This window comes from Candidatus Pelagibacter sp. RS39 (assembly GCF_002101315.1).
Taxonomy (GTDB): Bacteria; Pseudomonadota; Alphaproteobacteria; order Pelagibacterales; family Pelagibacteraceae; genus Pelagibacter.
The window spans coordinates 1,110,120-1,131,903 of the sequence record NZ_CP020777.1 but is presented as its reverse complement, the minus strand read 5'-3'; the positions used below and the strand labels follow the sequence as shown (position 1 = coordinate 1,131,903).

The window sequence follows — 21,784 nt, the reverse complement described above, 5'->3', positions numbered from 1 at the left end:
TAAATTTAAATTAATCCGTATTCGGCCCAAGAGCCATCATATATACAAGGAAGATATTTATCATTAATTAAAGAATAAGCTAGTGCCAAAACACACGCTGTAACACCTGAACCACATGAAAAAACAATCTTTTTTTGCTCTAAGTTTTCAATACTTGTTTTAAAAATTTCTTTAAGCTGACCTTTATTTTTAAAAGTTTTGTCGTCATTTAGACAGTCATTAAACGGTATACAAAAAGAGTTTTTTATACATCCGCTTCTAAGACCTTTTCTGGGTTCAGGGATTTTACCTTCAAATCTTTCTCTACTTCGAGCATCAATTAATGTGAATATTTTTTCGTCTATATTTTGATCAATTGCTTGTTTACTCTTAACAAGATCTTTTCTCTCGCTACCTTTATAATCTGATCTATCTATATTTAAAATTTCATCAGTTACTTTCTTTTTTTCTTTAAGCCATTTCCTTAAACCACCATTTAAAACTTTTATTAATTTTGGATCATGTCCGTAATAAATAAAATTAAACCAACCACGACATGAGCTTATAACATCTGAATTATCATAGATGACTATTTCATCATTTTTTTTAATTCCCATATTTGAAACAATTTTATCCCAACTCATTTGATCAACTAACATATGTGGTAAAGCAGTATCTTTTCTTGAATTTTCATCTATATCAAAAAAAATTGCGCTTGGAATATGAAGAGATTTATATTCTTCAAATCCACTTCTTTGTGTTTGAGGCATATGCCAAGAGCAGTCAATAATTTTCACCTTAGTAAGGTTTTTTTCTAACCAATCAGTTTCAACTAAAGACATGTTATCGCTTTTCTAAATATTTTTGATGGTATTCCTCAGCAGGACAATAGTTTTTTAGTAAAGATATTTTCGTTACAACTTTTCCAGATAAACGCGCATTCACTTCATTTAATACCTTCTCAGCTATCATTTTTTGATTGTCATTAAGATAAAATATTTCACTTCTATATTGTGTTCCAAAATCTGGTCCTTGAGAATTTAAAGTAGTAGGATCATGAATTTGAAAAAATGTTTTTAAAATTTTCTCATATGTGATAATTTTTTCATCAAAATCTAGTTTTACAACTTCAGCATGATTTGTATTTCCAGTGCAAACCTCTTTATATGTTGTGACAGAGCTATTACCTCCACAGTAGCCAACTTCTGTTTTAATTATGCCGTCTATTTTACTGAATTTAATTTCAGGTCCCCAAAAACATCCAAGTGCTAAAACCGCTATTTCCATTGATAAAGATTTAGTTTAATTTACAAATTATTCATATGCTCAGTAAAAATCAATTAGGTTTTTTGTACATGTTTCTGTCCATTATTGGATTTTCGTTAATGGACGTTATAGTTAAGTGGTCAGTCGATTATCCAGTTGGACAAGTCTTATTTTTTAGAGGTTTTTTTGGGATTATTTTTTATTTTTTTATTATTCCAAGAGAAAGACTTCACGATTTTTATAAAACAAAAAGACTAGGATTGCATTCTCTAAGATGTATAGCTGGATTGATTGCTATAATTGCAATTTTTATTGCATTGAGAAAATTACCTTTAGCAACAGTAGTAAGCATATCTTTTGCAGCCCCGATATTTACAACTATTTTTTCAATATTTTTATTAAGTGAAAAAGTTGGTATTTACAGATGGTTGGCAGTTTTAGTTGGATTTATCGGCATTTTAATCATTACAGAACCAGGGATTAGTAATTTAAATATCTATTATATTTTTCCAATAATTTTTTGTTTAGGACTTTCTTATGTTGCAATAACGTTAAGACAACTTTCAACAACAGAGCCAGTTTGGCTTATCTCTCTTTTCTTTTCTATTGCAATTACTTTTCTAAGTTTTTTGACTCTACCATTCGGTTGGGTAATGCCTAGTTTCAATCACTTTTTAATTCTATCTTTGGTAGGAATTTTCGGTGGAGTTTCAAATCTGTGGCTAAGTCAATCATATAAATATTCTGAAGTATCCCTTGTAACTCCTTTAAAATATCTGACCTTAGTGTTTGCTATTATTTTTGGATATTTTATTTGGGACGAAATACCTACAATAAAAACATTAATAGGGGCGTTATTAGTAATTGTTTCAACACTTATAATTTTTAGAAGGGAGATTTATAAGAAAAAAATTATAACATCCAGGCCAATCAATGACTAAAGTACCTAAATATTGGGTTAAGGCAAAAAAATATCTATCTAAAAAAGATCAAACTCTTTCTAAGTTAATCAAAAGTTATGAAAGTCCCTCAGAAACTATTTTAACTTCAAGGCGAGATATTTTTTTTTCGTTATGCAAAAGTATAATTGGTCAACAAATAAGTGTTGCAGCAGCGAATTCTGTATTTTTAAAATTTAAAAAAAAATGTAAAAATAAAATTAACGCAAAAACAGTATCTAAACTGACTTTTGTTCAATTGAAAAGCTGTGGATTAAGCAAACAGAAAGTATTAGGTATAAAGAGTTTAGCTAAGCAAACAATAGAAAAAACTTTTAATCCTAAACTGATTAATAAAATGTCAGATGAGGAGGCTATTAATTATTTATCACAATTAAGACAAATAGGGAGATGGTCAGCTGAAATGATTTTATTATTTACATATAACAGATCAAATATTTGGCCAATTCAGGATATCGGTCTTCTAAGAGCTATTTCAAAAAATTATAAAAAAAAATATTTACCACCTGATAAATTTGTATCATTATTAAAAAAAAGGTTTAGTCCTTATTGCTCTGTAGCCACGTGGTATTTATGGAGAAGCATAGATCCTGAGCCTATTCAGTACTAAACCCCTCAACCACTTGCATATGTCTTTTTGTAGTTTTTTTTGCTACTGCCCAACTATCTTGATATTCTTTAGAGGAGTGACATTCTAATGCTTTGGCATAACTTGGAAATTCCCACACAACAGTTCTACTAAAATCATCACCATTAAATGTATCATGCTTGCCTCCTCTAATTAATGGTACGCCGCCATAACTTTTGATAACGGGTGTAGCTAATTCTGAATATTTTTTCAGATTTTCTTGATTTTCTATTTTAAAATATAAACTAACCCAATATCCTTTTTTCATATTAATCAATCCATTGTTTATAATCATTTAAGTTATCTTGCAAAAACTTTGGCAACTTGTCTGTTGGATATTTCTCAAGTTTGCTACCGTCACCAATTTTGTTTACTCTTTTATCAACTTTTAGATCGTAAATAGCTTGTTTGTTTTTTATTAAATCGTTTATTTCCTCAACAGATAAGGGATTTTCATCAAATTCTCTATGATGGAGATATGATTTAAGTTTAAATTCAATTTCAGAGGCAGTTTTTAAGTTAGAAAAGTGCCATCCACCATTAGATATAATTTTGATATCAATATACTTTGTATCAGAAAAAAAAGTATCTAATCTATAAAAGGGGTATTTTCTGTCTTTTATATTTCTCAACCATTGAGGAGATTTAAGAAATTTTTTTTTACATCCTTTTGTACCAGTCCAATCAAGATTTGGTAATTTAAGATTAAACTTATAATAAAACATGTCCTGTTTAAAAAGAATGATTTTTTCCTGGATTTTTGATAATTCTAAATTTTCTAAATTTGGAATTTCATCGACATCAGAAATTAAAATCATGTCATCATTGTTTGCTAAATCTAATCCTTTTGAGATATAATTCCTTTGACCATTTTCTCTATAAAGTGCATTTGATATATATTTCCAGGATTTGACAGCCTCACTATCCTTATCACTGACTTGATTTTTTGCTATTTCTGGTGGTTCTTCGTCATAAGTAATATAAATTATTTTATCTTTAAATTTTGTAAATTTTTGATGATTAAACTTTAAATCTCTCTTTTCTCCTTTGTGAGTGAATGAACTCTCTACTATAATAAAATAATCGACATATTTATTCAAAATATTCAGTCTTAATTCTAAAACTGTTTCTTCATCAAAATACATAAAACAATCAAAAATTTTCATAATGACTTTTTAATCTTTTTTAATTTTTTTTATATGATAAAAAAATATATGGCAGATAAATTAGTAGTTAGTTTTGAAGAATATATCAAAATTGTTGAAAAATTAGCTGTTGAAATTCATAAAAATTACAAACCAACAGTTTTAGTTGGAATAATGAGAGGTGCAGCACCTATAATTGATATTCTTTCAAGAATTCTTAAACTCCCGATCGCATACATTGTTATTCAAAGTTATACTGGTAAAGGATTAGAAGATAAACAAGGTCAATTAATGTTTGCTAGAGAAATAAGCTCATTAGCGAAAGAACAAGATTTTGAAAAAATACTTTTAATCGATGATTTGTCAGATACAGGGCTAACACTAAATAAAAGTATTGAGTGGTTAAAAAGTTATGAGCCAACAAAAAAATTTATTAAAGAAATTAAAACCGCTTGTTTGTGGAAAAAAAAATCCTCATCATTTGAACCAGATTTTTGTCCAATAAAATTGGACTCAGATCCATGGATAGTCCAGCCTACAGAACATTATGAAGAACTTTCTATTGAGGAAATTATAAAAAGAAACTAATAAACGGGGCTAGAAAACTAGCCCCGTAAAATATTATTTAACTTACAGCAAAACTTACAACACTAAGTATTGCCACAACCCATATTGCTGGAGAAGTACTTGAAAATTTTCCAGTAAATATTTTTATTAAAGCATATGAAACAAATGCTAAAGCAATACCATTACTGATACTATAAGTTAATGGCATAGCAATCATCGCTAAAATTGCTGGAGCAGACTCAGAGATGTCATTCCATTCTATATCTGTAATATTTCTAATAAATAAAACAGAAACAAAGAGTAAAGCCGCACCATCAATTTGTTTAGGCAAACTAGTTGCAAGAGGTGCAAAAAATATACATGCTAAAAACAAAATACCTATCACAAGAGAAGTCATCCCAGTTTTACCACCAGCTTTTACGCCAGCCCCTGACTCTACATAACTAGTAACAGTTGTTGTTCCCATCATAGCACCCGCAACAGTTCCCACACTATCGGACAACATTGCTTTGTTAATGTCTTGAACTTTTCCTTGTTTATCAACTTTACCTGCAACGTTTGCAACAGAAGTTAACGTTCCAGCTGTGTCAAAAAAATCTATAAATAATAAAGTGAATATTACTGTAGACATTCCAGCAGTCATCGCAGCGGATAAGTCAAATTCAAAAAGGTATGTCATTGGTGGTGGTGAACTTGCTAAACCATTAAACTTAGCTAGACCAGTAGCCCATGCAATAACACTAAAAAATAAAATACCTATAATGATATTTCCTTTAACATTCATTTTTTCAAGCACAATGATCGCAATAAATGTTGCGCATCCAAGAAGGACTAATGGATCACTTAAATTTCCAAGCTGGACTAATGTTACAGGATTATCAACTACAACTTCCATAATTTGCAATCCAATAATTGCAAGAAACAATCCAATACCTGCGCCAATTCCAAGTTTTAAACTTTTTGGAATTGAGTTAATTAACCAAGCTCTAATAGGTGTAAGTGAGATAATTAAGAACAATACCCCTGCAACCAAAACTGCACCAAGAGCTTCTTGAGGCGTATAACCCATACCAGCACAAACGCCAAAAGCAACAAATGCATTAATACCCATTCCTGGGGCTAGTCCGATTGGCCAAGTTTTTCCATAAAAGGCCATTATAAAACAAGCCAAGGCAGTTGCTAAAATTGTTGCAGTGTATACTGCGCCGAAATCAAAGAAACCTTTTTCAGGGCCGGCGAATTCCCCTGATAAGATGAATGGATTTAAAAACATTATGTAAGCCATTGTTAAGAACGTAGTTGTTCCCGCAATTACTTCTGTTTTAAAATCTGTTTTATGTTTTTTATATTCAAAATATTTTTCAAGCATTTATCCTCCTATAAACTGCAAAATATTTGATTCTTTACTGTATTACCCGTCAAAACTAATTCTTATTAACAATATTCAACTCACAAGTTTATATTTATGCCATATTTAGGTTGTTATTATAAAATTATGAAAAAAATCAAAATCTCGATTCTAAGTGTATTCATAATTTTCTCTTTATTAGGCTGTCAGACAATTAAGCAAAAAACTGACGCTATTGTTGAGAAGGAAAATGAAAAATTAAGTGCATTTATAGGCAAGTCTTCTCAGGATTTAACAAGCAGCTTGGGAAGCCCAGATGAAGATTTTATAAATGAAAAAGGAAATTTAGTTTTAGTTTATAACACCAAAAAATATGGAATCCCTTGCGAAAGAAGATTTGAAGTAAATTCAAAATTGATTGTTATTGGATTTGTATCTAACGGATGTTTTTGATTACCTGCGGAGAATTTATCTCCGCAAGCAAGGTATACTTATTTAATTTCAATAAGTTTTCTTTTTTTATGCTCTGGAACAATTCTTTCACAAGATATTGTTAAAAGACCATCTTTTAACTCAGCACCATTAACTTTTACATCATCAGCTATAGTAAATGATCTAGCAAATTGTCTTTGAGAAATACCTTTGTGAATTATTTCTCCATCAGCATTATTATTTTCAGATTTATTAACTTGCTTAGTCCTTACAGTTAATAAATTATCTTCAAACTCAACTTCAACATCATTTTTATTAAAACCAGCCAATGCAACTTCGATTGCATAATTATCCTTACCAGTTTTTCTGATGTTATAAGGTGGGTAATTTGACTGCATAGTCAAAGAACCATTACCAAGCATATTTTCGAATTGGTCAAACATGTCGTCAAAACCAATTGAAAAAGGTCTTAGTGAGTTGAATATAGATAAATCCTTACTTGTCATAATATCCTCCTTTGTTAAGCAAGTTTATTTATTGTTAGCCCCATTAGGCGACCAACTTTGTTTATATGGGAATTATTTGTTTTTTTTCAAGATATCAAATTTTAATTTTTTTGGAGATCTTTAAAATAAATGCGTAGTCAAAAGCTATTTCTTCAATGGCACCATCTCTACCTGACTTACCTCCGTGGCCTGCATTCATTTCAGTTTTTAACAAAAGCAAATTATTATCAGTTTTTAAATCTCTAAGTTTGGCTGTAAATTTTGCTGGTTCGTCAAATAATACTCTATTATCACTTAAGCTTGTTGTAATTAACATGTGAGGATAATCCATTTTTTTAATGTTGTTATATGGAGCATAAGAATAAATATAATCAAAATGGTCTTTTTTATCTTTTGCATTTCCGAATTCATCAAATTCTCCAACAGTAAGAGGCAAAGAATGATCCAAGTTAGTTGTTAAAGAGTCAACGAATGGAACAGCCATAACAATTCCAAGAAATAATTCCGGGGATTGATTAACTACTGCTCCCATTAATAAACCACCAGCCGATCCACCCATACCAATAATTTTTCCTTTCGATGAATATCCTTTTTCAATCAAAAACTTTGCAACATGAATATAATCTTCAAATGTATTTTTTTTATTAAGAAGTTTTCCTTCTTTCCACCATTTCATTCCTTTTTCCATTCCCCCTCTAATATGTGCAGTTACCCAAATAATATCTCTGTCAATTAAACTCAATCTAGTTGAGGAAAAGTCTGGAGTCATTGAACTTCCATATGACCCATAGCCATATAAAAGTAAATTTGCTGAACCATTAATTTTTGTTTTTTTGTGTCTAGTAATTGTAAGTGGAACTAATCTTCCATCATGAGAAGGGCACTCTAGTCTTTCGACTATATAGTCATCTGGATTATGACCAGATGGGATTTCTTGTTCTTTTACTAATTTTTTTTCTTTTGTTTTTAAATTGTATAAATAAGTTTTACCTGGTGTTTTCGGGGACGAATAAGACAAGTAAACTGAGTCAGTATTTTTATTTCTTTGTATCAATGAAACACTGGGCACAATCACAGATTCATCAGTAAATTTTAATTCTTCCTCAATTCCTGTTTGTTTATTTCTTACAAATAATTTTCCTAATGCATTTGATTTTTCCCCTCTGATAATCCAATCGTTTAAAAATATTAATCCTCCGATTAAAACCTCTTCTTTAGCTGCTATATAAATTTCCCACTTTTGATTTGATAAATCATCACATCTTTCGATTTTGAAATCCTCTGCATCATCATTAGTATGACAATAAAAATATCCATCCCAAGAATTGACTGAATAAATTACACCCTTTTTTCTTTCTATAATTAATTTTGGCTTTGGATTTTTTTCTGTTACCTCAAAGTAGTATTGTTCGGAAGTATTATGATCTGATGTTGTTATAAAAAAATATTTTTCATCTGAACTCAAACTTATACCCACTGTAAATGCTTCACTTTTCTCCTCAAAAATAAGCTCATCATCTTTGACTGATGATCCAATTTTGTGTCTAAATATTTTTCTTGGTCTATGAAATTCATCAAGCTTTGAATAAAAAAAATATTGGTCGTCCAAACTAAAAGTAATACTTCCACTTGTCTCTTCTATTTTCTCAGTGACTAATTTTCCTGAGGTAATATTTCTTATGTAAATTGTATAATATTCAGATCCCTTTAAATCTAAAGAATAACCTAAAAGTTTGTCATTATAACTTACCTCTAAATCACCTACACCGAAATATTCAGTTTTTAATTTCTCTTTTTCCTCATCACCATTCCAAAGTTCTTCAACTGTATCACTCCCAATTTTCTTTCTTAGTTTTATCGAATAATTTCCTACTGCAGTTGTTTTAGTCCAATATTCATATTCTTTGTCTTTAAATTTTAATGATTCATCATCTAACTTTATTCTACCTTTAATTTCATCAAATAAGATTTTCTGATATTTTTTTGTGTCTTTTAAATTATGTTCTGTAAAATTATTTTCTTCTTCAAGATACTTCCTAACATCTGGAAGTAGCTTGGAGCTATCTTTTAAAACCTCAAGAATATTATCCTGATGGATCCAACTATAATTATCTTCCCACGTGGTATTGTGACAAGATTTAAGCTCTGGTTTTTTTTTAAGTTGTGGTATTTTCATTAAATCAAAAATATATGAATATCATAATTTATACAGTGGTTATATTAACCATTTTTTATTTTCTACTACGTTTAATAACCAACATTTCATCTAGGAAAATTTCAAAAGGCCTAAGATTTTTAATTATATTAGGATTAATTGTTTTAGCAGTCTTGTTTGCTATTGGTGGAAAATTTTTATTAACCTTACCTCTTACTTTGGCAAGTTTAGCTTTATTAAAATTAAAAGGTTTATCTATTTTCCAATTAATTTCTCTTTTTAGACTTATTCAAACATTAAGAAGATCTGGTCGCTTTTCTTTTAACCAAGCAGGTACCAATAACGTTTCGTCTATATCAGTTTCAGAGGCCTACAAAATTTTAAATTTAGATATGAATAAAAAAGTTACCAAAGAGGATGTTAATAAAGCATATATAAAAATTCAAAAAAAAATTCATCCTGATATTTCTCCTGAAACCTCAAGATTATCCTCAATTGTTAATGAGGCTAAAGATATTGTGCTAAACGATATTTCTTAATCAATAATTTCTAAAAATCTCTTAAAAATTTTTTGCGGATCAATTTTATCTTTACCTAAAGTATTATGTGTGACTGTGTTTTCTCCATCTGGAATTACCGGAAACATTTTTGAGCTATAATTTCCATAAATTAATGGAGTATCAGCCATTAAAGTAATTGTTTTGATACCTAAAGCTGAGGATAAATGACTAAAGCTCGAATCATTACAAATGGATACATTACAATTCTTGATTAACGGTAAAATTTCTTTGATGGTTAAATTATCTAAACGAGTACAAAAATTCTTAAATTTAGATTGCAAAATTTCGTTTAATACTTCCTGTTCTTCATTTGCCTTACCTGTTGCAAGAAAAAATCTGCAATTTTTCATATTTGATATCTTATCAATTACGCTTAAGAAAGTTTTTGCAGGAATTCTTTTTGTAGGTCCAGAACCACCTATGCCTAACAGAATATTTGTAGTATTTTTATCTATTTGAAATTTTTGTGCTGCTTTAGAAATTGAATCATTATCAATTTGTACTTCAGGATCCTCATTAATGTCTAAATCTAAATTTTTTTTTAAAAATTTTTTAGGAGCCTCAACTATATGTTGTTTGTTTTTTGCTAACAATGGATATTGGTAAATTTGTGGAATACCAGATATCTTAGAAACTAAGTTAAATCTTAGAGATGAATTAAAAATAAAAATTTTATCAAATTTATATTTTTTTAAATCGTTTGCTAATTTAAAAATACCAAAAAAACCACCATGTCTATTATTTGTTTTATTATCTCTTTCTAGGGTAAGAATTTTATCAATATATTTTGTCTGGTGTAAATATTGATTGGCTTTAGAGTTTTCTTTTACCAATATACTAATTGGTGAATTAAATTTTTTGGACAAAGCCTTAATAAATGGTAAGAAAATTACTGTATCTCCAATACCCATTCTGCTCTGAACTGCTAATATTTTCATATAGTATTTATAAACTTTACTGAGTATATTTTTATATAAATTTTTATTATGACAAAAATAAGTGGAATTTTTGCTGCTTCAATGTCAGTGCTTAACAATGATTTAAGCCTGAATGTTGAAAAAACAATAATGCATTCTGAGAAGCTTATCGATCAAGGTTGTCATGGCACGGTAATCTTTGGCAGCACAGGTCAGTCTCAATTAATACCTATTTCAGAAAAAATTGACTTACTTAACAATCTCTCAAAAAGCAAATATCAAGATAAACATATAATTGGCACAGGTCTGAACTCTTTAGGTGAAACAATAAATTTTATGAGGATAGCAATTTCATTGAATCTAAATAAATTTTTAATTATGCCTCCCGCTTATTATAGTTATGGTGATACAGAGGTTTTGGATTTTTATTCTAGAATAATTAATTCAGTGCCAGATTGTAAAATTATTCTTTATAATTTTGAAAAACTTAGTGGTTATAAATTTAGTTTGAAGTGTGTAGAGACACTTGTTAATAAATTTCCAAAACAAATAGTTGGGGTAAAAGATAGCTCTTACAATTTATACGAAAATTTAAAACTTAAAAATTTTTCAATTTTACCTGGTTCAGAAATTAAATTGTTGAAAGGATTGGAATTAGGATGTTCTGGTATAATAACTGCAACATGCAACGTTACAGCAGAATTATCTAGGCAAGTTTATGATGATTTTTTTGCAGGAAAAAAACAATTATATAATGATAAGTTATGCGATGTGAGAAGCACCTTTGATAAATATAATCTAATTTCTGGTTTACATACTTTCTGTGCACAAAACGACAATATGTACAAAAATATTTTACCACCACTAAGTCTTTTAAATCAAAATGATGAAGAGGAATTAATGAATAGATTAAAAGATTTAAAATTTTATAACAAACCAACCCTGGCAGCATAAAATGCAATTAGCAAGATTTCTCAACAAAGTTTTTAAAAAAGGTGGTTTTGTATTAACTGATGCTAATTCAAAAGATTATATTATAGGACAACCAGACAATAACCCTATTAAATTAAAGATTTTAAATAAAAATCTTCATTATAAATTGTTATTTCATCCTGATTTATATTTTGGTGAAGCATATACCAATGGTGAAATTGTAATTGAAAACGGCACACTCACAGATTTTTTAGATCTTGCCTTAATGAATTTTGGAAGGGGAGAATTAAACTTTTTCAGTTATTTAATTAATAGATTAAGGGGATCATATAGATATTTAACTAACTTTAATTTTATTAAAAAATCCAAAATGAATGTATCTCACCATTATGATATTAAGGACGACTTGTATGACTTATTTTTAGATCCAAAGAGACAATATTCTTGTGCATATTTCAAAAACGAGAATGACAGTTTAGAAACAGCTCAAAATAATAAAATTCAACACATAATTAAAAAATTAAATATAAAACCCAATCAAAAAGTTTTGGATATTGGATGTGGCTGGGGTTCACTTGCAATCGATATAGCCAAAAGTGCTCAATGTGAAGTAACGGGTATTACTTTATCAGAGAACCAACTTAATTATTGTACCCAAAAAGCTAAAGAATTGAATTTAGAAAACCAAGTAAAGTTTAAACTAATGGATTACAGAGAGTTAAATGAAAAATTTGATAGAATTGTAAGTGTTGGGATGTTTGAACATGTTGGAAGGAAATTTTATAAAAAATTTTTTAAACAAATCGAAAAAATGTTGAAAGAGGATGGGGTTTCACTGATACACACCATTGGATCTGTAAATCCTCCAAGAGATCCTCATCCATGGATTACGAAATATATTTTTCCTGGTGGTTATACTCCAAGTTTAAGTGAAGTAACCAACCCTATTGAAAAAGCTGGCTTAATAGTAACAGATATTGAGGTTTTAAGGCTTCATTACGCACACACGTTGAGACATTGGAAAGAGAATTGCTTAAAAAATAAAGATAAAATTATCCAAATGTTTGATGAAAAATTTTTTAGAATGTGGGAGTTTTATCTTGCTGGTTGTGAAATGGCATTCAAGTGGGGAGATCAAGTTGTATATCAATTTCAACTTACTAAAAATTATAGTTCAACACCTGTGACTAGAGACTATATTTATCAATAAATTATTGATAGGGTCATTTCTTCTTAGAAATGAAAAAAAAGCAAAAAAAATCAAAAAAAAAGACAAAAACTAAAAAGAAAAATAAAGCTACGAGAGCTAAAAGAAAAATAAATAAAATTAGAAAAAGCTCAAAAAAAAAGAGAAAAAATAAGTTAATTAAAAAAAAGAAAAAAAATAAGTCTAAAAAACCAAAAAAAGCCAATTACCAACCAAAAATAAAAAAAAAACAGAAAGATAGCCTAGTCTTAAAACTAGTTAAATTTCAATTATCTCTCAAACCTCAATTTAATTTCAAATTTAATTTTGGTTTGGAAAAAAGCATTCAGAGTTTTTTTGACAAGATTTCGGAGACAATTTCTAATTACAAGGTGTTAAAAACCTTTGAAAAAAGAAGAATAAAAATAGAAAAAATTGAAAGAGAAAGAAAAGAAAAAATCGAAGAAGCAGAGAAGAAAAAAGAAGAAGAAAATTTAAGATTAAAGTTGAGGGAGCAAACGCTAAGAGAAGAGGAAAGATTAGCAAAACAGAGAACGAAAGATATAAAATTATTTTTAAGAAAAGAACAAGCGCTTTTAAGAATCGAACAAGCAGAAAAGCAAAAACAATTTTTAAAACAATTAAGATTAGATAAACAAATTGAAAAATTCAGAATAAGAGAAGTTAAAGAACTAGAAAAACTTGAGAAAATTTCCCTAAAAGAAAAAAGAGAAGATTATTCTGGGCTACAAGATAGGATCGACAAACTTAAAGAAAAATACAGATTACTCAGAGATCAAAAAATCAAAGAAAGAGTTGAGGCGCTAGGTGTTAAACTTCAAGGTGACGAAGACAGAGAAACTTTATTAGAAAAAGAAAAAGAATATACATTAGCAAGACAGAAAGTTGAATTTGCACTTGAGAGCTTTTATAGAAGCGCAAGTAGTTTAGTATTTCAGCTCAATAAAAGACATATTACCCGAGACATGTCTATTTTTCGATGCATAGATAGACGATTTGAAACTGGAGAGGTTTTTATTAAATGGGACGAAGCATCAGATGATGAGTGGTTATTATTAATTTATATTAAAAATAATTCTCCAGATGAAGGAATTGTCATTGAAGATAAAACAAATCCTGAAAAAAATCTTTCCCATGAGTTTAGAAGTGTGGACATCTTTAAAGCTTCAGACACCATGGTAGACTCTTTAACACAGCTCATTGCAAGGAAAAGAGCCAAAAATAATAATTAAACATTTATATTTAATTAGATATTATCTTATATGATTTTAGGATCTGCCTTTTTAATAATCTTATATTTAATTTTCAGATACATTATTGCGTGGATCACATATTATAATTATTTAGACCCAAGACTCGGTGAAAGCACCTGGCGATTTACTTATGATTATCCAGTAGTCGGTGAGAGAGATATTTCTGATTTGGATGATAAGGATTTTGTTAGATTAAGAAGAAAAAAAAATAAAATTATATTACTAATGTATTCAATAGTTTTAGTAATGTTTGTATCCTCCATGTCCTTATTAAGTAAATTTTTATTATTTTTCACAAGTTAGATTTTTTTAGTTGCTTTTTATTTTTTAAGTAAAGAAAAAAGGCTATTATTTCATACGCAACTGAAAATATATTAAAGATGATTGGTAATTTAAAAAATTTATAAAGAAATTTATATTTGGGCATTTTTTTCCATAATAATAAAAATGCATCTGCACCTACTAAAACTTTTTCACCATCTTTGATATGAAGCCTTCTTAAAAGTTGTTTACTGTCTTTAGAAGTTTCCTTTTCAGCCAACTTATTATCGGTAATATCAACCCAATCGATTTCATCTATTTTTTCTTTTTTATAAAGATCAATTTCTGCCTTACAAATTTTACAAGAATTATTAAAATAAACTTTCATATTAAGTGAATTTATTACTAATTTGTCTCAGATATGTACATGCGTAAAATACTCTAGTTGAAAATTTTATGAAACAATCTATTTAATGTCTCACATGAGTAATTTCTTTGAAAAATCTGACGTATCTAGAAAAGAGGCTGAAAGTATTATTTCTGACACTTTGCAAAAATGTGATGATGGTGAATTGTATCTGGAAAATTCAAAATCTGAGTCGATATTATTAGATGATAACAAAATTAAAAATTCCAGTTATAATTCAGATTTAGGATTTGGTTTTAGAGCTATATCTGATGAAGTGGTCGCTTATTCTCATTCTAATGAGATTTCTAAGAACTCTTTAAAACAATCCTCAGAAAATTTAAAGTCAACTTTAAAATCTGTCAAAGGTACTTACAATCATGAAATTCCTAAATCAAATAAAAAGTATTATGACAATATTAATCCTATTGAGCAAAAATCTCTTAATGAAAAAATTAAAATATTGAACGATGTAAATGATTATTTACGATCTAAAGGTGATAAGGTTAAACAAGTTACAGCTAATTTTTTGGGAGAGCAAAAGTCTGTAGAAATAATTAGATCTGGTGGAGAGACTTTGTCAGATGTCCGTCCTTTAGTAAGATTTAATGTGTCAGTTATGGTTGAGAAAGATGGCAGAAAAGAAACAGGCGTATATGGTGTTGGTGGAAGACAATCTTACGACTCATATTTAAAAGATGAAAATTGGAAAAGTGTTTGTGACGAAGCTTTAAGGATAGCATCAGTAAATTTAGAGAGTAAACCCGCGCCAGCAGGTGAGATGAAGGTTGTACTCGGACCTGGGTGGCCAGCAATATTAATTCATGAGGCTGTTGGTCATGGTTTAGAGGGAGATTTCAATAGAAAGAAAACTTCAGCATTTCATAATCTGATGGGCCAAAAAGTTGCAAGTGAAGGAGTTACAATTATAGACGACGGTACCATTGATAATAGAAGAGGCAGTCTTACAATTGACGATGAGGGAACACCAACAGAAAAAACTGTTTTAATTGAAAATGGAATTTTAAAAAATTTTATGCAAGACAGGCTCAATGCTCGTTTGATGAAAACAAGATCTACTGGTAGTGGAAGAAGAGAAAACTATAGACATATAGTTTTACCAAGAATGAGAAATACTATGATGCTAAGCGGTAAGCAAACCCAAGAAGAAATGATTAAAGCTGTCGACAAAGGTATTTTCGCAGTTAGTTTTGGTGGTGGACAAGTTGATATTACATCTGGAAAATTTGTATTTAATTGCACTGAAGCTTATGAAATTGTTAATGGCAAGATTGGATCACCAATTAAGGGTGCAACATTGATTGGAGATGGTCCTTCAATTTTAAAAGAAGTTTCTATGGTAGGCAATGATATGATGATGGACCCTGGAATTGGAACATGTGGTAAAGCTGGACAGGGTGTCCCTGTAGGTGTAGCGCAGCCATCTATATTAATTAATAAGATGACTGTGGGTGGTACGAAACTTTAAATGGTTAAAGATCAAGAATTTTTAGAAAAAAAAGCATCATATTGTTTAGGTTTAACCAAGAAATTAGGCGCAACAGACTCAAGTGTGGTTGTAAAGAACTCGATTTCTGAAACTGTAAATTTTAGAAATAAAAAATTAGATGAATCTAATAGATCAGATGATCTAGGCATAAGCATCACTACATATATTGGTAAAAAAAAATCATCAATATCTTCCTCTAATTTGCTTAATGACAATTTAAATATTTTAATCGAAAAATGTATTGAGACCACAAAAAATACACCTGAGGATGAATTTAATTCTCTACCGGATAGAGATTTACTTGCAAAAGAAGTCAAAGACTTAGATCTTTATGATGAAACTCATATAGAAAATAATCAAAAAATAGATTATTTAAAAAAATTAGAGGCTGCAGCTTCCAACGATAAAAAAATTGTTAATACTGAGTCTAGTTTTACTCAAAATAAATCTAATTTTGTTTTAGCTAACAGCGAAGGTTTTTGTAATGGTTACAAAACATCTTCATTTACAGCATCAAGTGTAACAGTTGCAAAAGATGAGCAAAGCATGGAAAGAGATTATGAATATTCTAGCAAATGTTTTCTAAAAGAATTGGATAATGCAGAGGAATTAGGCATACTAGCTGCCAATCAAACTATACGAAAATTAAGTCCAAAAAAAATTGGGAGTGAAAAAATTGCAATAATTTTTGATAAAAGAATAGCTAAAGGAATTTTAGGCACTTTCGCAAGCGCTATTTCATCATCAGCGATATCAAGAGGAACCTCTTTTTTAAAAGATAAAATAAATCAAAAAATATTCTCTAATAAAATAAATGTTTTAGATAAACCAGATATACTTAAAGGATTAGGCTCAAGAAATTTTGATAGTGAAGGGGTAAAAACCGACACACTTAAATTAGTGGATCAAGGAATTTTGAAACATTATCTGATTGATACTTACAATGGAAAAAAATTAAATCTTAAATCTAATGGAAGATGTGGAGGAACAAGTAATCTTTATTTTGAAAATGGAAATATTAATTTTAAAGATTTACTGAATTCACATTCAAAAAGTCTTTATATTACCGAAACTATAGGACATGGAAGTAATATTGTGACCGGAGATTATTCAGTTGGAGCAACCGGGTTTTTAATTGAAAATGGTGAGTTTAAATATCCAATAAATGAAATTACTATAGCAGGTAATTTTAAAGACATGTTTCAAAATATTACCTTAGCAAATGATTTGGAGTTCAAATATGCAACTAACTCACCAACCATGTTAATAGAGGGAATGGTTGTTGCTGGTAAATGAGCGAATTTTGTATAATTGGTTCTGGAATATCTGGATCCACAATTGCAAATCTTCTTAATAAAAAATATTCAGTAATTTTGTTCGATAAAGCAAGAGGTCCTGGGGGTCGTGCATCTTTTAAAAGAATAAATGGCAAAACAGGTTTTGATCATGGTACTCAGTATATTTCACCAAAAACTAAGGAATTTAAAAAATTTACTAAAGATTTAATTAAAAAAAGAATATTAAAAGTATGGAGAGGCAAACATGTTTTTCTAAGTTCAAAAAAAAAAGAGGATAAAAAACATTTAAAAGTAATTGGTAAAAATGGAAATAATGATATTAGCAAACATTTGCTAAAGAAAATTAATTGCAACTATCACAGTGAATTAAAAAAAATCTATTATAAAAATAAACTCTGGTATTTGTTATTTGACGATGGAAAATTAAGATCCTTTAAAAACTTAATTTTGACTTGTCCTTTTCCACAATTAAAAAAACTTTCTAAGAAATTTATTAATAACTCTTTTTTAAGAAAATCAATAAAAATGGATGCAAATATTACTACTATGATTGCAATAAAAAAAAACAAGAATTCAAATAGTAGCTATCTTTTTGAAGACTCAATTCTTGGTTGGGCTGGCAATGAAAACTCAAAAAAAAGGTTTAAATCAAAATATGATTTATGGACCCTTCAAAGTACATTTAACTGGGCAAATAAAAAGATTAGTAAAAACAAGAATAACAAAAAAGAAAATTCAAAAATTATGATTGATAAATTTTTTAAACTTTCAAACATCAAAAAAACAAAAATTTATTATTCTCTTAATCACGGTTGGCGATACTCTTCAAATTCGAGACCATTTAAAATTAAGAGTTATTGGGATCCTAAGAAAAGATTGGGTGTTTGTGCTGATTGGTTTGTAGGACCTAGATTAGAGTCAGGATGGATAAGTGCACATGATTTATTTAAAAAAATCTCAAGATAAATTAATTAAAATTTTTTAATTTATATTCCCAGTTACCCATTCTTGAATAGGACACTTTTAATATCATTAAATTTTTACGATCATACCAAATATCAAAATTTAACCTTTTATCTTTCGGTATACTCATGTCTTTAGACTTCAGTGTAAAATGATCAACATCATAAACTTTTCCATAAAGATCTATTTTTTCTTTACCTAAAAAGGTTACCACTTGATCCTTAATACTCCCTGATATAGGACTTATTTGAGAACTCGCTTGTAAAATTTTGTGATTCCACCAATTTCCAATTACGTTTTCAGCCGAGGCTTCTCCATTATATGAAGAGCCTTTAATATTAAATTTTTTAGTTTTTTGATTAAATGTTAAATTAACAAATTTCTTTTTGTCATTTTGTAAAGTTTTAGAATTATAAGAAACTAATTGATCTTTGAAATATTTTTCCTCGCTATAACCCTCAACTTGGAAAACTGTTGCTCCCAAAAGTTTAACTACAAACTTAATTTGATTAGTAACAGTAGTTTCTGATCCATTTCTATTGAAAAAATAATGATTATAGCCAATAAGCTCACCATTTCGGAAAATCTCCATCTCAATTTTGTTGTATTTAATGTAATGTCCAATATGAGCGATTGAATTTGTTGGATAAATTAAAAGAAATAAAATGACTATAATTTTTTTCATTTAACAACTAGTTTAATAGACTTTATTAACAATAGAAATAACTTATTAAAATGTTTTTAAAAATTAAGAAAATACCAAGTGTAAATTGGAGTTCCGATAAACCTTATAATTTTAAACCAAAATTCTCTACATTCTTTTTTTTATGTTTTGGTTTGATGTTATTTGGTCTTGGAGAAGGTTTGTTAATTGTATCTTTTACCGGCGCTTCTCCATGGAGTGTTTTAGCTCAAGGTATTTCTTTGAATGTTAACTTGAGTATAGGAACAATAACATTTTTGATTAGTGTTGCAGTTTTAATTTTATGGATTCCGCTTGGTCAAAAACCAGGGATGGGAACAATACTTAATGCAATCATTATTGCACTGATGATCGATCTTTGTATAAAATTTGTTCCAACCCCATCAAACTACTTGTATCAATTAATTTTAGCTATAATTTCTGTAATAACCGTTGGGATTGGTGGAGGTATTTATTTGGTATCCAATCTTGGAGCAGGACCAAGAGATGGTTTGATGATTGGTCTTCAAAAAAAAACAAATTTACCAGTTGCTGCTGTAAGGGCATTTTTAGAAATCTCTGTTGTAAGTATTGGATGGTACTTAGGTGGAACTGTGGGAGTGGGAACCTTATTATTTGCTTTTGGAATTGGTCCTTGTGTTGCTTTAGGCCTGTATTTAGTTGGTAAAATTTTCGATTAGGCTGCAGCGCCTGATTTTTCACTTCTCTTTCTTTCGTGTGGATCAAGAATTGCTTTTCTTAATCTACAGGAATCTGGAGTGATTTCTAAAGCCTCATCAGTATTTAGCATGCTCAATTGTTCAGCAATGGACATTTTTCTGACTGGTGTTAGAACGACATTTTCATCTGTACCTTGTGTTCTCATATTAGTTAATTTTTTGCCCTTCATAACATTAATAATCATATCTCCAGGTTTAGGAGATAATCCAACAATCATACCTGGATAAACAGGATCATTATGTGTTACAAACATCTCTCCTCTAGCCTGTAAATTAAATATTGCGAACGCAACTGCTTTTCCTTGTTCCATTGAAATAAGTGCACCATTTCTTCTACCTTCCATTTCACCCTCAAATGGTCCGTACTCATGAAAAATTCTGTTAATTACACCATTACCTTTTGTAAGTGTCAAAAACCGACTTGTGTATCCCATTAAACCTCTTGTCGGCGCATGAAAGATTAATCTTTTTTTATTTTTACCAGTATCTTTTAATTCTATTAATTTACCTTTTCTTCTATTCATTGAGTCTATAATTTTTGATGAATGTTCCTCATCTAGATCCATAGTTATTTCCTCTATTGGCTCAAGTTTGTTACCATTTTCATCTTTTTTATATAGAACTTTTGGGGGACTAACAGTCATTTCAAAACCCTCTCTTCGCATTTGAGTGAGTAAAATTTCTAACATTAATTCACCTCGACCGCTTACGACAAAAGAATCGTTACCTTCATTTTCTGCAAAAGTAATTCCAACATTATTCTGCGCTTCTTGAAGCAACCTATCCCTTATTTGAGTACTTGTAAGCTTTTTACCTTCAGTTCCTGCAAGAGGGGACGTATTCACAGTAATGGTAATGGACATTGTTGGTGGATCGATTGGAGTAGCTTTAATAGGATCATTTACCTCAAGATCACAAATTGTGTCTGCAACATTTGCTTTTTCTAAACCAGCAACAACCACAATATCTCCAGCCTCACCGATTTCGATTGGCACCTTTTTTGTACCCTCATATCTAAAAATTTTAGTAAGTCTTCCTTCATCTACTTTTTCACCTTTTAGATTTATTGCTTTGATGGATTGATTAGCTTTTGCAGTTCCTTGAGCAATTCTTCCAACTAAGCTTCTTCCTAAAAAATTGTCTGCATAAAGAAGAGTAGACAACATTGCAAAGGGTTTTGTTTTATCAAGTTCAGCTGGTTTTACATGATCAATAATTTGATCTAATAAAGGATTTAAATTCTCTCTAGGACCATCAATTTCTTTATCAGCCCAACCAGATCTTCCACTCGCATATAAAACAGGAAAATCCAATTGTTCCTCATTTGCGTCTAAACTTACAAATAAATCAAAAGTTTCATCTAAAACTTCGTTAGCTCTCTGATCTGATTTGTCCAGTTTATTGATTACAACAATTGGTTTTAAACCTTGTTTCAGAGCTTTTGAAAGCACGAATTTTGTTTGAGGCATAACTCCTTCAGCAGAATCAATTAAGAGTAATGCACCATCTGCCATGCTTAAAACTCTCTCAACTTCTGCTGCAAAATCTCGGTGACCTGGTGTATCAATAATATTTATTCTCGAATCTTTCCAATTAATTGATGCAGGTTTTGCTAAAATTGTTATTCCTCTTTCTTTCTCAAGTTCACCTGAATCCATTAATCTTTCGTCAACAACTTCATTTTCCCTAAAAGAGCCACTTTGTTTCATCAGATTATCAATTAAGGTAGTCTTTCCGTGATCAACGTGCGCGATTATGGTGATGTTTCTTATATCTTTGCTCATAAATCCTGGCTCTTATACCTTAAAAATTTTTTTTGAAAACTTTAAAAAAACCAATAAATATTAGGATTTTGAACAAAATATGTTGTTATTTTGTTTTTTTTGCCTTTTCCCTTTTTAATCTTCTTTTTTCTTTGAGGGTAAATTTAGGTTTTTTATTAACACTTGAGTCTTTAAATGATTTCCCACTGTATCTTTTTGACATCGTATTATTTTAATATCTCCAAAAAAAAAGGCCATCAAAAGATGGCCTTTAAATTTTTTATATTTGAGGTTGGGTTACATTCG

General features: G+C 29.4%; 24 protein-coding genes. 13 read left to right on the top strand and 11 right to left on the bottom strand.

The features are described 5' to 3' along the window. Nucleotides 1-5 precede the first annotated feature (5 nt). Together B5L73_RS06080 and msrA are read right to left on the bottom strand one after the other, a co-directional pair. Entirely contained in the window at nucleotides 6-821 is an 816-nt protein-coding gene (locus B5L73_RS06080) for a rhodanese-like domain-containing protein (RefSeq protein WP_085149324.1), read from the bottom strand. A gap of 1 nt (nucleotide 822) precedes the next feature. Continuing rightward, nucleotides 823-1,266 (bottom strand): peptide-methionine (S)-S-oxide reductase MsrA, encoded by a 444-nt coding sequence (msrA, locus tag B5L73_RS06075; protein WP_085149321.1) that lies wholly within the window; start codon nucleotides 1,264-1,266, stop codon nucleotides 823-825. A 35-nt stretch (nucleotides 1,267-1,301) separates the two neighbouring features. Between msrA and B5L73_RS06070 the strand changes: the two genes are divergently transcribed. After that, nucleotides 1,302-2,186, top strand: coding sequence for a DMT family transporter (locus B5L73_RS06070; RefSeq protein ID WP_085149317.1), 885 nt, complete (start codon nucleotides 1,302-1,304; stop codon nucleotides 2,184-2,186). Then, nucleotides 2,179-2,814: a DNA-3-methyladenine glycosylase family protein gene (locus B5L73_RS06065; protein WP_085149314.1), complete on the top strand. Its 636-nt coding sequence runs from the start codon at nucleotides 2,179-2,181 to the stop codon at nucleotides 2,812-2,814. Before B5L73_RS06070 ends, B5L73_RS06065 begins: the two co-directional genes overlap by 8 nt. Here the strand turns inward: B5L73_RS06065 and B5L73_RS06060 are convergent. Beyond that, nucleotides 2,801-3,100, bottom strand: a complete 300-nt coding sequence (locus B5L73_RS06060) for a DUF1330 domain-containing protein (RefSeq protein WP_085149687.1) — start codon at nucleotides 3,098-3,100, stop codon at nucleotides 2,801-2,803. The two genes, B5L73_RS06065 and B5L73_RS06060, sit on opposite strands and share 14 nt — an antisense overlap. A gap of 1 nt (nucleotide 3,101) precedes the next feature. Next, complete coding sequence (locus B5L73_RS06055) at nucleotides 3,102-3,998, bottom strand: hypothetical protein (protein WP_085149311.1); 897 nt, start codon at nucleotides 3,996-3,998, stop codon at nucleotides 3,102-3,104. Nucleotides 3,999-4,046: 48 nt separating this feature from the next. Between B5L73_RS06055 and B5L73_RS06050 the strand changes: the two genes are divergently transcribed. Next, complete coding sequence (locus B5L73_RS06050) at nucleotides 4,047-4,565, top strand: phosphoribosyltransferase (protein ID WP_232309657.1); 519 nt, start codon at nucleotides 4,047-4,049, stop codon at nucleotides 4,563-4,565. Between the two features lie 37 nt (nucleotides 4,566-4,602). Here B5L73_RS06050 and B5L73_RS06045 read toward each other — a convergent pair whose 3' ends face one another. Next, entirely contained in the window at nucleotides 4,603-5,913 is a 1,311-nt protein-coding gene (locus B5L73_RS06045) for an NCS2 family permease (RefSeq protein WP_085149304.1), read from the bottom strand. A 126-nt stretch (nucleotides 5,914-6,039) separates the two neighbouring features. On the opposite strand from B5L73_RS06045, the gene B5L73_RS06040 reads away from it, so the two are divergent. After that, the gene (locus B5L73_RS06040) at nucleotides 6,040-6,345 is read left to right on the top strand and encodes a hypothetical protein (protein WP_085149684.1); all 306 of its coding nucleotides are present in this window, start codon (nucleotides 6,040-6,042) and stop codon (nucleotides 6,343-6,345) included. A gap of 38 nt (nucleotides 6,346-6,383) precedes the next feature. Here the strand turns inward: B5L73_RS06040 and B5L73_RS06035 are convergent, their stop codons facing one another. Further along, nucleotides 6,384-6,830, bottom strand: coding sequence for an Hsp20 family protein (locus tag B5L73_RS06035; RefSeq protein WP_075522573.1), 447 nt, complete (start codon nucleotides 6,828-6,830; stop codon nucleotides 6,384-6,386). A 94-nt stretch (nucleotides 6,831-6,924) separates the two neighbouring features. Beyond that, nucleotides 6,925-9,006 carry a S9 family peptidase gene (locus B5L73_RS06030; protein ID WP_085149300.1) on the bottom strand — a complete coding sequence of 694 codons (2,082 nt, stop codon included), beginning with the start codon at nucleotides 9,004-9,006 and terminating at the stop codon, nucleotides 6,925-6,927. Nucleotides 9,007-9,020: 14 nt separating this feature from the next. Between B5L73_RS06030 and B5L73_RS06025 the strand changes: the two genes are divergently transcribed. Continuing rightward, the gene (locus tag B5L73_RS06025; protein WP_085149297.1) at nucleotides 9,021-9,524 is read left to right on the top strand and encodes a J domain-containing protein; all 504 of its coding nucleotides are present in this window, start codon (nucleotides 9,021-9,023) and stop codon (nucleotides 9,522-9,524) included. Here B5L73_RS06025 and B5L73_RS06020 read toward each other — a convergent pair. Then, on the bottom strand, nucleotides 9,521-10,483 hold the full coding sequence (locus B5L73_RS06020) for a glycosyltransferase family 9 protein (RefSeq protein WP_085149294.1): 963 nt from the start codon (nucleotides 10,481-10,483) through the stop codon (nucleotides 9,521-9,523). The two genes, B5L73_RS06025 and B5L73_RS06020, sit on opposite strands and share 4 nt — an antisense overlap. A 48-nt stretch (nucleotides 10,484-10,531) precedes the next feature. On the opposite strand from B5L73_RS06020, the gene B5L73_RS06015 reads away from it, so the two are divergent. Genes B5L73_RS06015 through B5L73_RS06000 form a run of 4 tightly spaced genes read left to right on the top strand, consistent with a single transcriptional unit; the run spans nucleotide 10,532 to nucleotide 14,158 of the window. Continuing rightward, nucleotides 10,532-11,416, top strand: coding sequence for a dihydrodipicolinate synthase family protein (locus B5L73_RS06015; protein ID WP_085149291.1), 885 nt, complete (start codon nucleotides 10,532-10,534; stop codon nucleotides 11,414-11,416). Nucleotide 11,417: 1 nt separating this feature from the next. Further along, nucleotides 11,418-12,605, top strand: a complete 1,188-nt coding sequence (locus B5L73_RS06010; protein WP_085149288.1) for an SAM-dependent methyltransferase — start codon at nucleotides 11,418-11,420, stop codon at nucleotides 12,603-12,605. A 29-nt stretch (nucleotides 12,606-12,634) separates the two neighbouring features. After that, nucleotides 12,635-13,834, top strand: a complete 1,200-nt coding sequence (locus B5L73_RS06005; RefSeq protein WP_085149285.1) for a hypothetical protein — start codon at nucleotides 12,635-12,637, stop codon at nucleotides 13,832-13,834. 30 nt (nucleotides 13,835-13,864) lie between these two features. Next, nucleotides 13,865-14,158, top strand: coding sequence for a hypothetical protein (locus B5L73_RS06000; RefSeq protein WP_085149282.1), 294 nt, complete (start codon nucleotides 13,865-13,867; stop codon nucleotides 14,156-14,158). On the opposite strand, the gene B5L73_RS05995 is transcribed toward B5L73_RS06000, so the two are convergent. Then, nucleotides 14,148-14,504: a DCC1-like thiol-disulfide oxidoreductase family protein gene (locus B5L73_RS05995; RefSeq protein WP_085149279.1), complete on the bottom strand. Its 357-nt coding sequence runs from the start codon at nucleotides 14,502-14,504 to the stop codon at nucleotides 14,148-14,150. The two genes, B5L73_RS06000 and B5L73_RS05995, sit on opposite strands and share 11 nt — an antisense overlap. A 94-nt stretch (nucleotides 14,505-14,598) precedes the next feature. Here B5L73_RS05995 and tldD point away from each other — a divergent pair, with 94 nt between their 5' ends. From tldD to B5L73_RS05980, 3 genes are read left to right on the top strand one after another with little or no spacing between them, the layout of a single operon-like run. Beyond that, nucleotides 14,599-16,011, top strand: a complete 1,413-nt coding sequence (tldD, locus tag B5L73_RS05990; RefSeq protein WP_085149276.1) for a metalloprotease TldD — start codon at nucleotides 14,599-14,601, stop codon at nucleotides 16,009-16,011. After that, complete coding sequence (locus B5L73_RS05985) at nucleotides 16,012-17,328, top strand: TldD/PmbA family protein (protein WP_085149273.1); 1,317 nt, start codon at nucleotides 16,012-16,014, stop codon at nucleotides 17,326-17,328. After that, on the top strand, nucleotides 17,325-18,296 hold the full coding sequence (locus B5L73_RS05980) for an NAD(P)-binding protein (RefSeq protein ID WP_085149270.1): 972 nt from the start codon (nucleotides 17,325-17,327) through the stop codon (nucleotides 18,294-18,296). Before B5L73_RS05985 ends, B5L73_RS05980 begins: the two co-directional genes overlap by 4 nt. Before the next feature lies 1 nt (nucleotide 18,297). On the opposite strand, the gene B5L73_RS05975 is transcribed toward B5L73_RS05980, so the two are convergent. Further along, complete coding sequence (locus B5L73_RS05975) at nucleotides 18,298-18,978, bottom strand: DUF6134 family protein (RefSeq protein WP_085149268.1); 681 nt, start codon at nucleotides 18,976-18,978, stop codon at nucleotides 18,298-18,300. A 50-nt stretch (nucleotides 18,979-19,028) separates the two neighbouring features. Between B5L73_RS05975 and yczE the strand changes: the two genes are divergently transcribed. Next, nucleotides 19,029-19,676 (top strand): membrane protein YczE, encoded by a 648-nt coding sequence (gene yczE / locus B5L73_RS05970; RefSeq protein ID WP_085149265.1) that lies wholly within the window; start codon nucleotides 19,029-19,031, stop codon nucleotides 19,674-19,676. On the opposite strand, the gene typA is transcribed toward yczE, so the two are convergent. Further along, nucleotides 19,673-21,499 (bottom strand): translational GTPase TypA, encoded by a 1,827-nt coding sequence (typA, locus tag B5L73_RS05965; protein WP_085149262.1) that lies wholly within the window; start codon nucleotides 21,497-21,499, stop codon nucleotides 19,673-19,675. The genes yczE and typA overlap by 4 nt on opposite strands. Between the last annotated feature and the right edge of the window lie 285 nt (nucleotides 21,500-21,784).

What these genes read in the sequence shown, in the direction of transcription:
- B5L73_RS06080 (WP_085149324.1), bottom strand. Translation starts at nt 821, where the DNA reads ATGTCTTTAGTTGAAACTGATTGGTTAGAAAAAAACCTTACTAAGGTG.
- msrA (WP_085149321.1), bottom strand. Translation starts at nt 1,266, where the DNA reads ATGGAAATAGCGGTTTTAGCACTTGGATGTTTTTGGGGACCTGAAATT.
- B5L73_RS06070 (WP_085149317.1), top strand. Translation starts at nt 1,302, where the DNA reads ATGCTCAGTAAAAATCAATTAGGTTTTTTGTACATGTTTCTGTCCATT.
- B5L73_RS06065 (WP_085149314.1), top strand. Translation starts at nt 2,179, where the DNA reads ATGACTAAAGTACCTAAATATTGGGTTAAGGCAAAAAAATATCTATCT.
- B5L73_RS06060 (WP_085149687.1), bottom strand. Translation starts at nt 3,100, where the DNA reads ATGAAAAAAGGATATTGGGTTAGTTTATATTTTAAAATAGAAAATCAA.
- B5L73_RS06055 (WP_085149311.1), bottom strand. Translation starts at nt 3,998, where the DNA reads ATGAAAATTTTTGATTGTTTTATGTATTTTGATGAAGAAACAGTTTTA.
- B5L73_RS06050 (WP_232309657.1), top strand. Translation starts at nt 4,047, where the DNA reads ATGGCAGATAAATTAGTAGTTAGTTTTGAAGAATATATCAAAATTGTT.
- B5L73_RS06045 (WP_085149304.1), bottom strand. Translation starts at nt 5,913, where the DNA reads ATGCTTGAAAAATATTTTGAATATAAAAAACATAAAACAGATTTTAAA.
- B5L73_RS06040 (WP_085149684.1), top strand. Translation starts at nt 6,040, where the DNA reads ATGAAAAAAATCAAAATCTCGATTCTAAGTGTATTCATAATTTTCTCT.
- B5L73_RS06035 (WP_075522573.1), bottom strand. Translation starts at nt 6,830, where the DNA reads ATGACAAGTAAGGATTTATCTATATTCAACTCACTAAGACCTTTTTCA.
- B5L73_RS06030 (WP_085149300.1), bottom strand. Translation starts at nt 9,006, where the DNA reads ATGAAAATACCACAACTTAAAAAAAAACCAGAGCTTAAATCTTGTCAC.
- B5L73_RS06025 (WP_085149297.1), top strand. Translation starts at nt 9,021, where the DNA reads ATGAATATCATAATTTATACAGTGGTTATATTAACCATTTTTTATTTT.
- B5L73_RS06020 (WP_085149294.1), bottom strand. Translation starts at nt 10,483, where the DNA reads ATGAAAATATTAGCAGTTCAGAGCAGAATGGGTATTGGAGATACAGTA.
- B5L73_RS06015 (WP_085149291.1), top strand. Translation starts at nt 10,532, where the DNA reads ATGACAAAAATAAGTGGAATTTTTGCTGCTTCAATGTCAGTGCTTAAC.
- B5L73_RS06010 (WP_085149288.1), top strand. Translation starts at nt 11,418, where the DNA reads ATGCAATTAGCAAGATTTCTCAACAAAGTTTTTAAAAAAGGTGGTTTT.
- B5L73_RS06005 (WP_085149285.1), top strand. Translation starts at nt 12,635, where the DNA reads ATGAAAAAAAAGCAAAAAAAATCAAAAAAAAAGACAAAAACTAAAAAG.
- B5L73_RS06000 (WP_085149282.1), top strand. Translation starts at nt 13,865, where the DNA reads ATGATTTTAGGATCTGCCTTTTTAATAATCTTATATTTAATTTTCAGA.
- B5L73_RS05995 (WP_085149279.1), bottom strand. Translation starts at nt 14,504, where the DNA reads ATGAAAGTTTATTTTAATAATTCTTGTAAAATTTGTAAGGCAGAAATT.
- tldD (WP_085149276.1), top strand. Translation starts at nt 14,599, where the DNA reads ATGAGTAATTTCTTTGAAAAATCTGACGTATCTAGAAAAGAGGCTGAA.
- B5L73_RS05985 (WP_085149273.1), top strand. Translation starts at nt 16,012, where the DNA reads ATGGTTAAAGATCAAGAATTTTTAGAAAAAAAAGCATCATATTGTTTA.
- B5L73_RS05980 (WP_085149270.1), top strand. Translation starts at nt 17,325, where the DNA reads ATGAGCGAATTTTGTATAATTGGTTCTGGAATATCTGGATCCACAATT.
- B5L73_RS05975 (WP_085149268.1), bottom strand. Translation starts at nt 18,978, where the DNA reads ATGAAAAAAATTATAGTCATTTTATTTCTTTTAATTTATCCAACAAAT.
- yczE (WP_085149265.1), top strand. Translation starts at nt 19,029, where the DNA reads ATGTTTTTAAAAATTAAGAAAATACCAAGTGTAAATTGGAGTTCCGAT.
- typA (WP_085149262.1), bottom strand. Translation starts at nt 21,499, where the DNA reads ATGAGCAAAGATATAAGAAACATCACCATAATCGCGCACGTTGATCAC.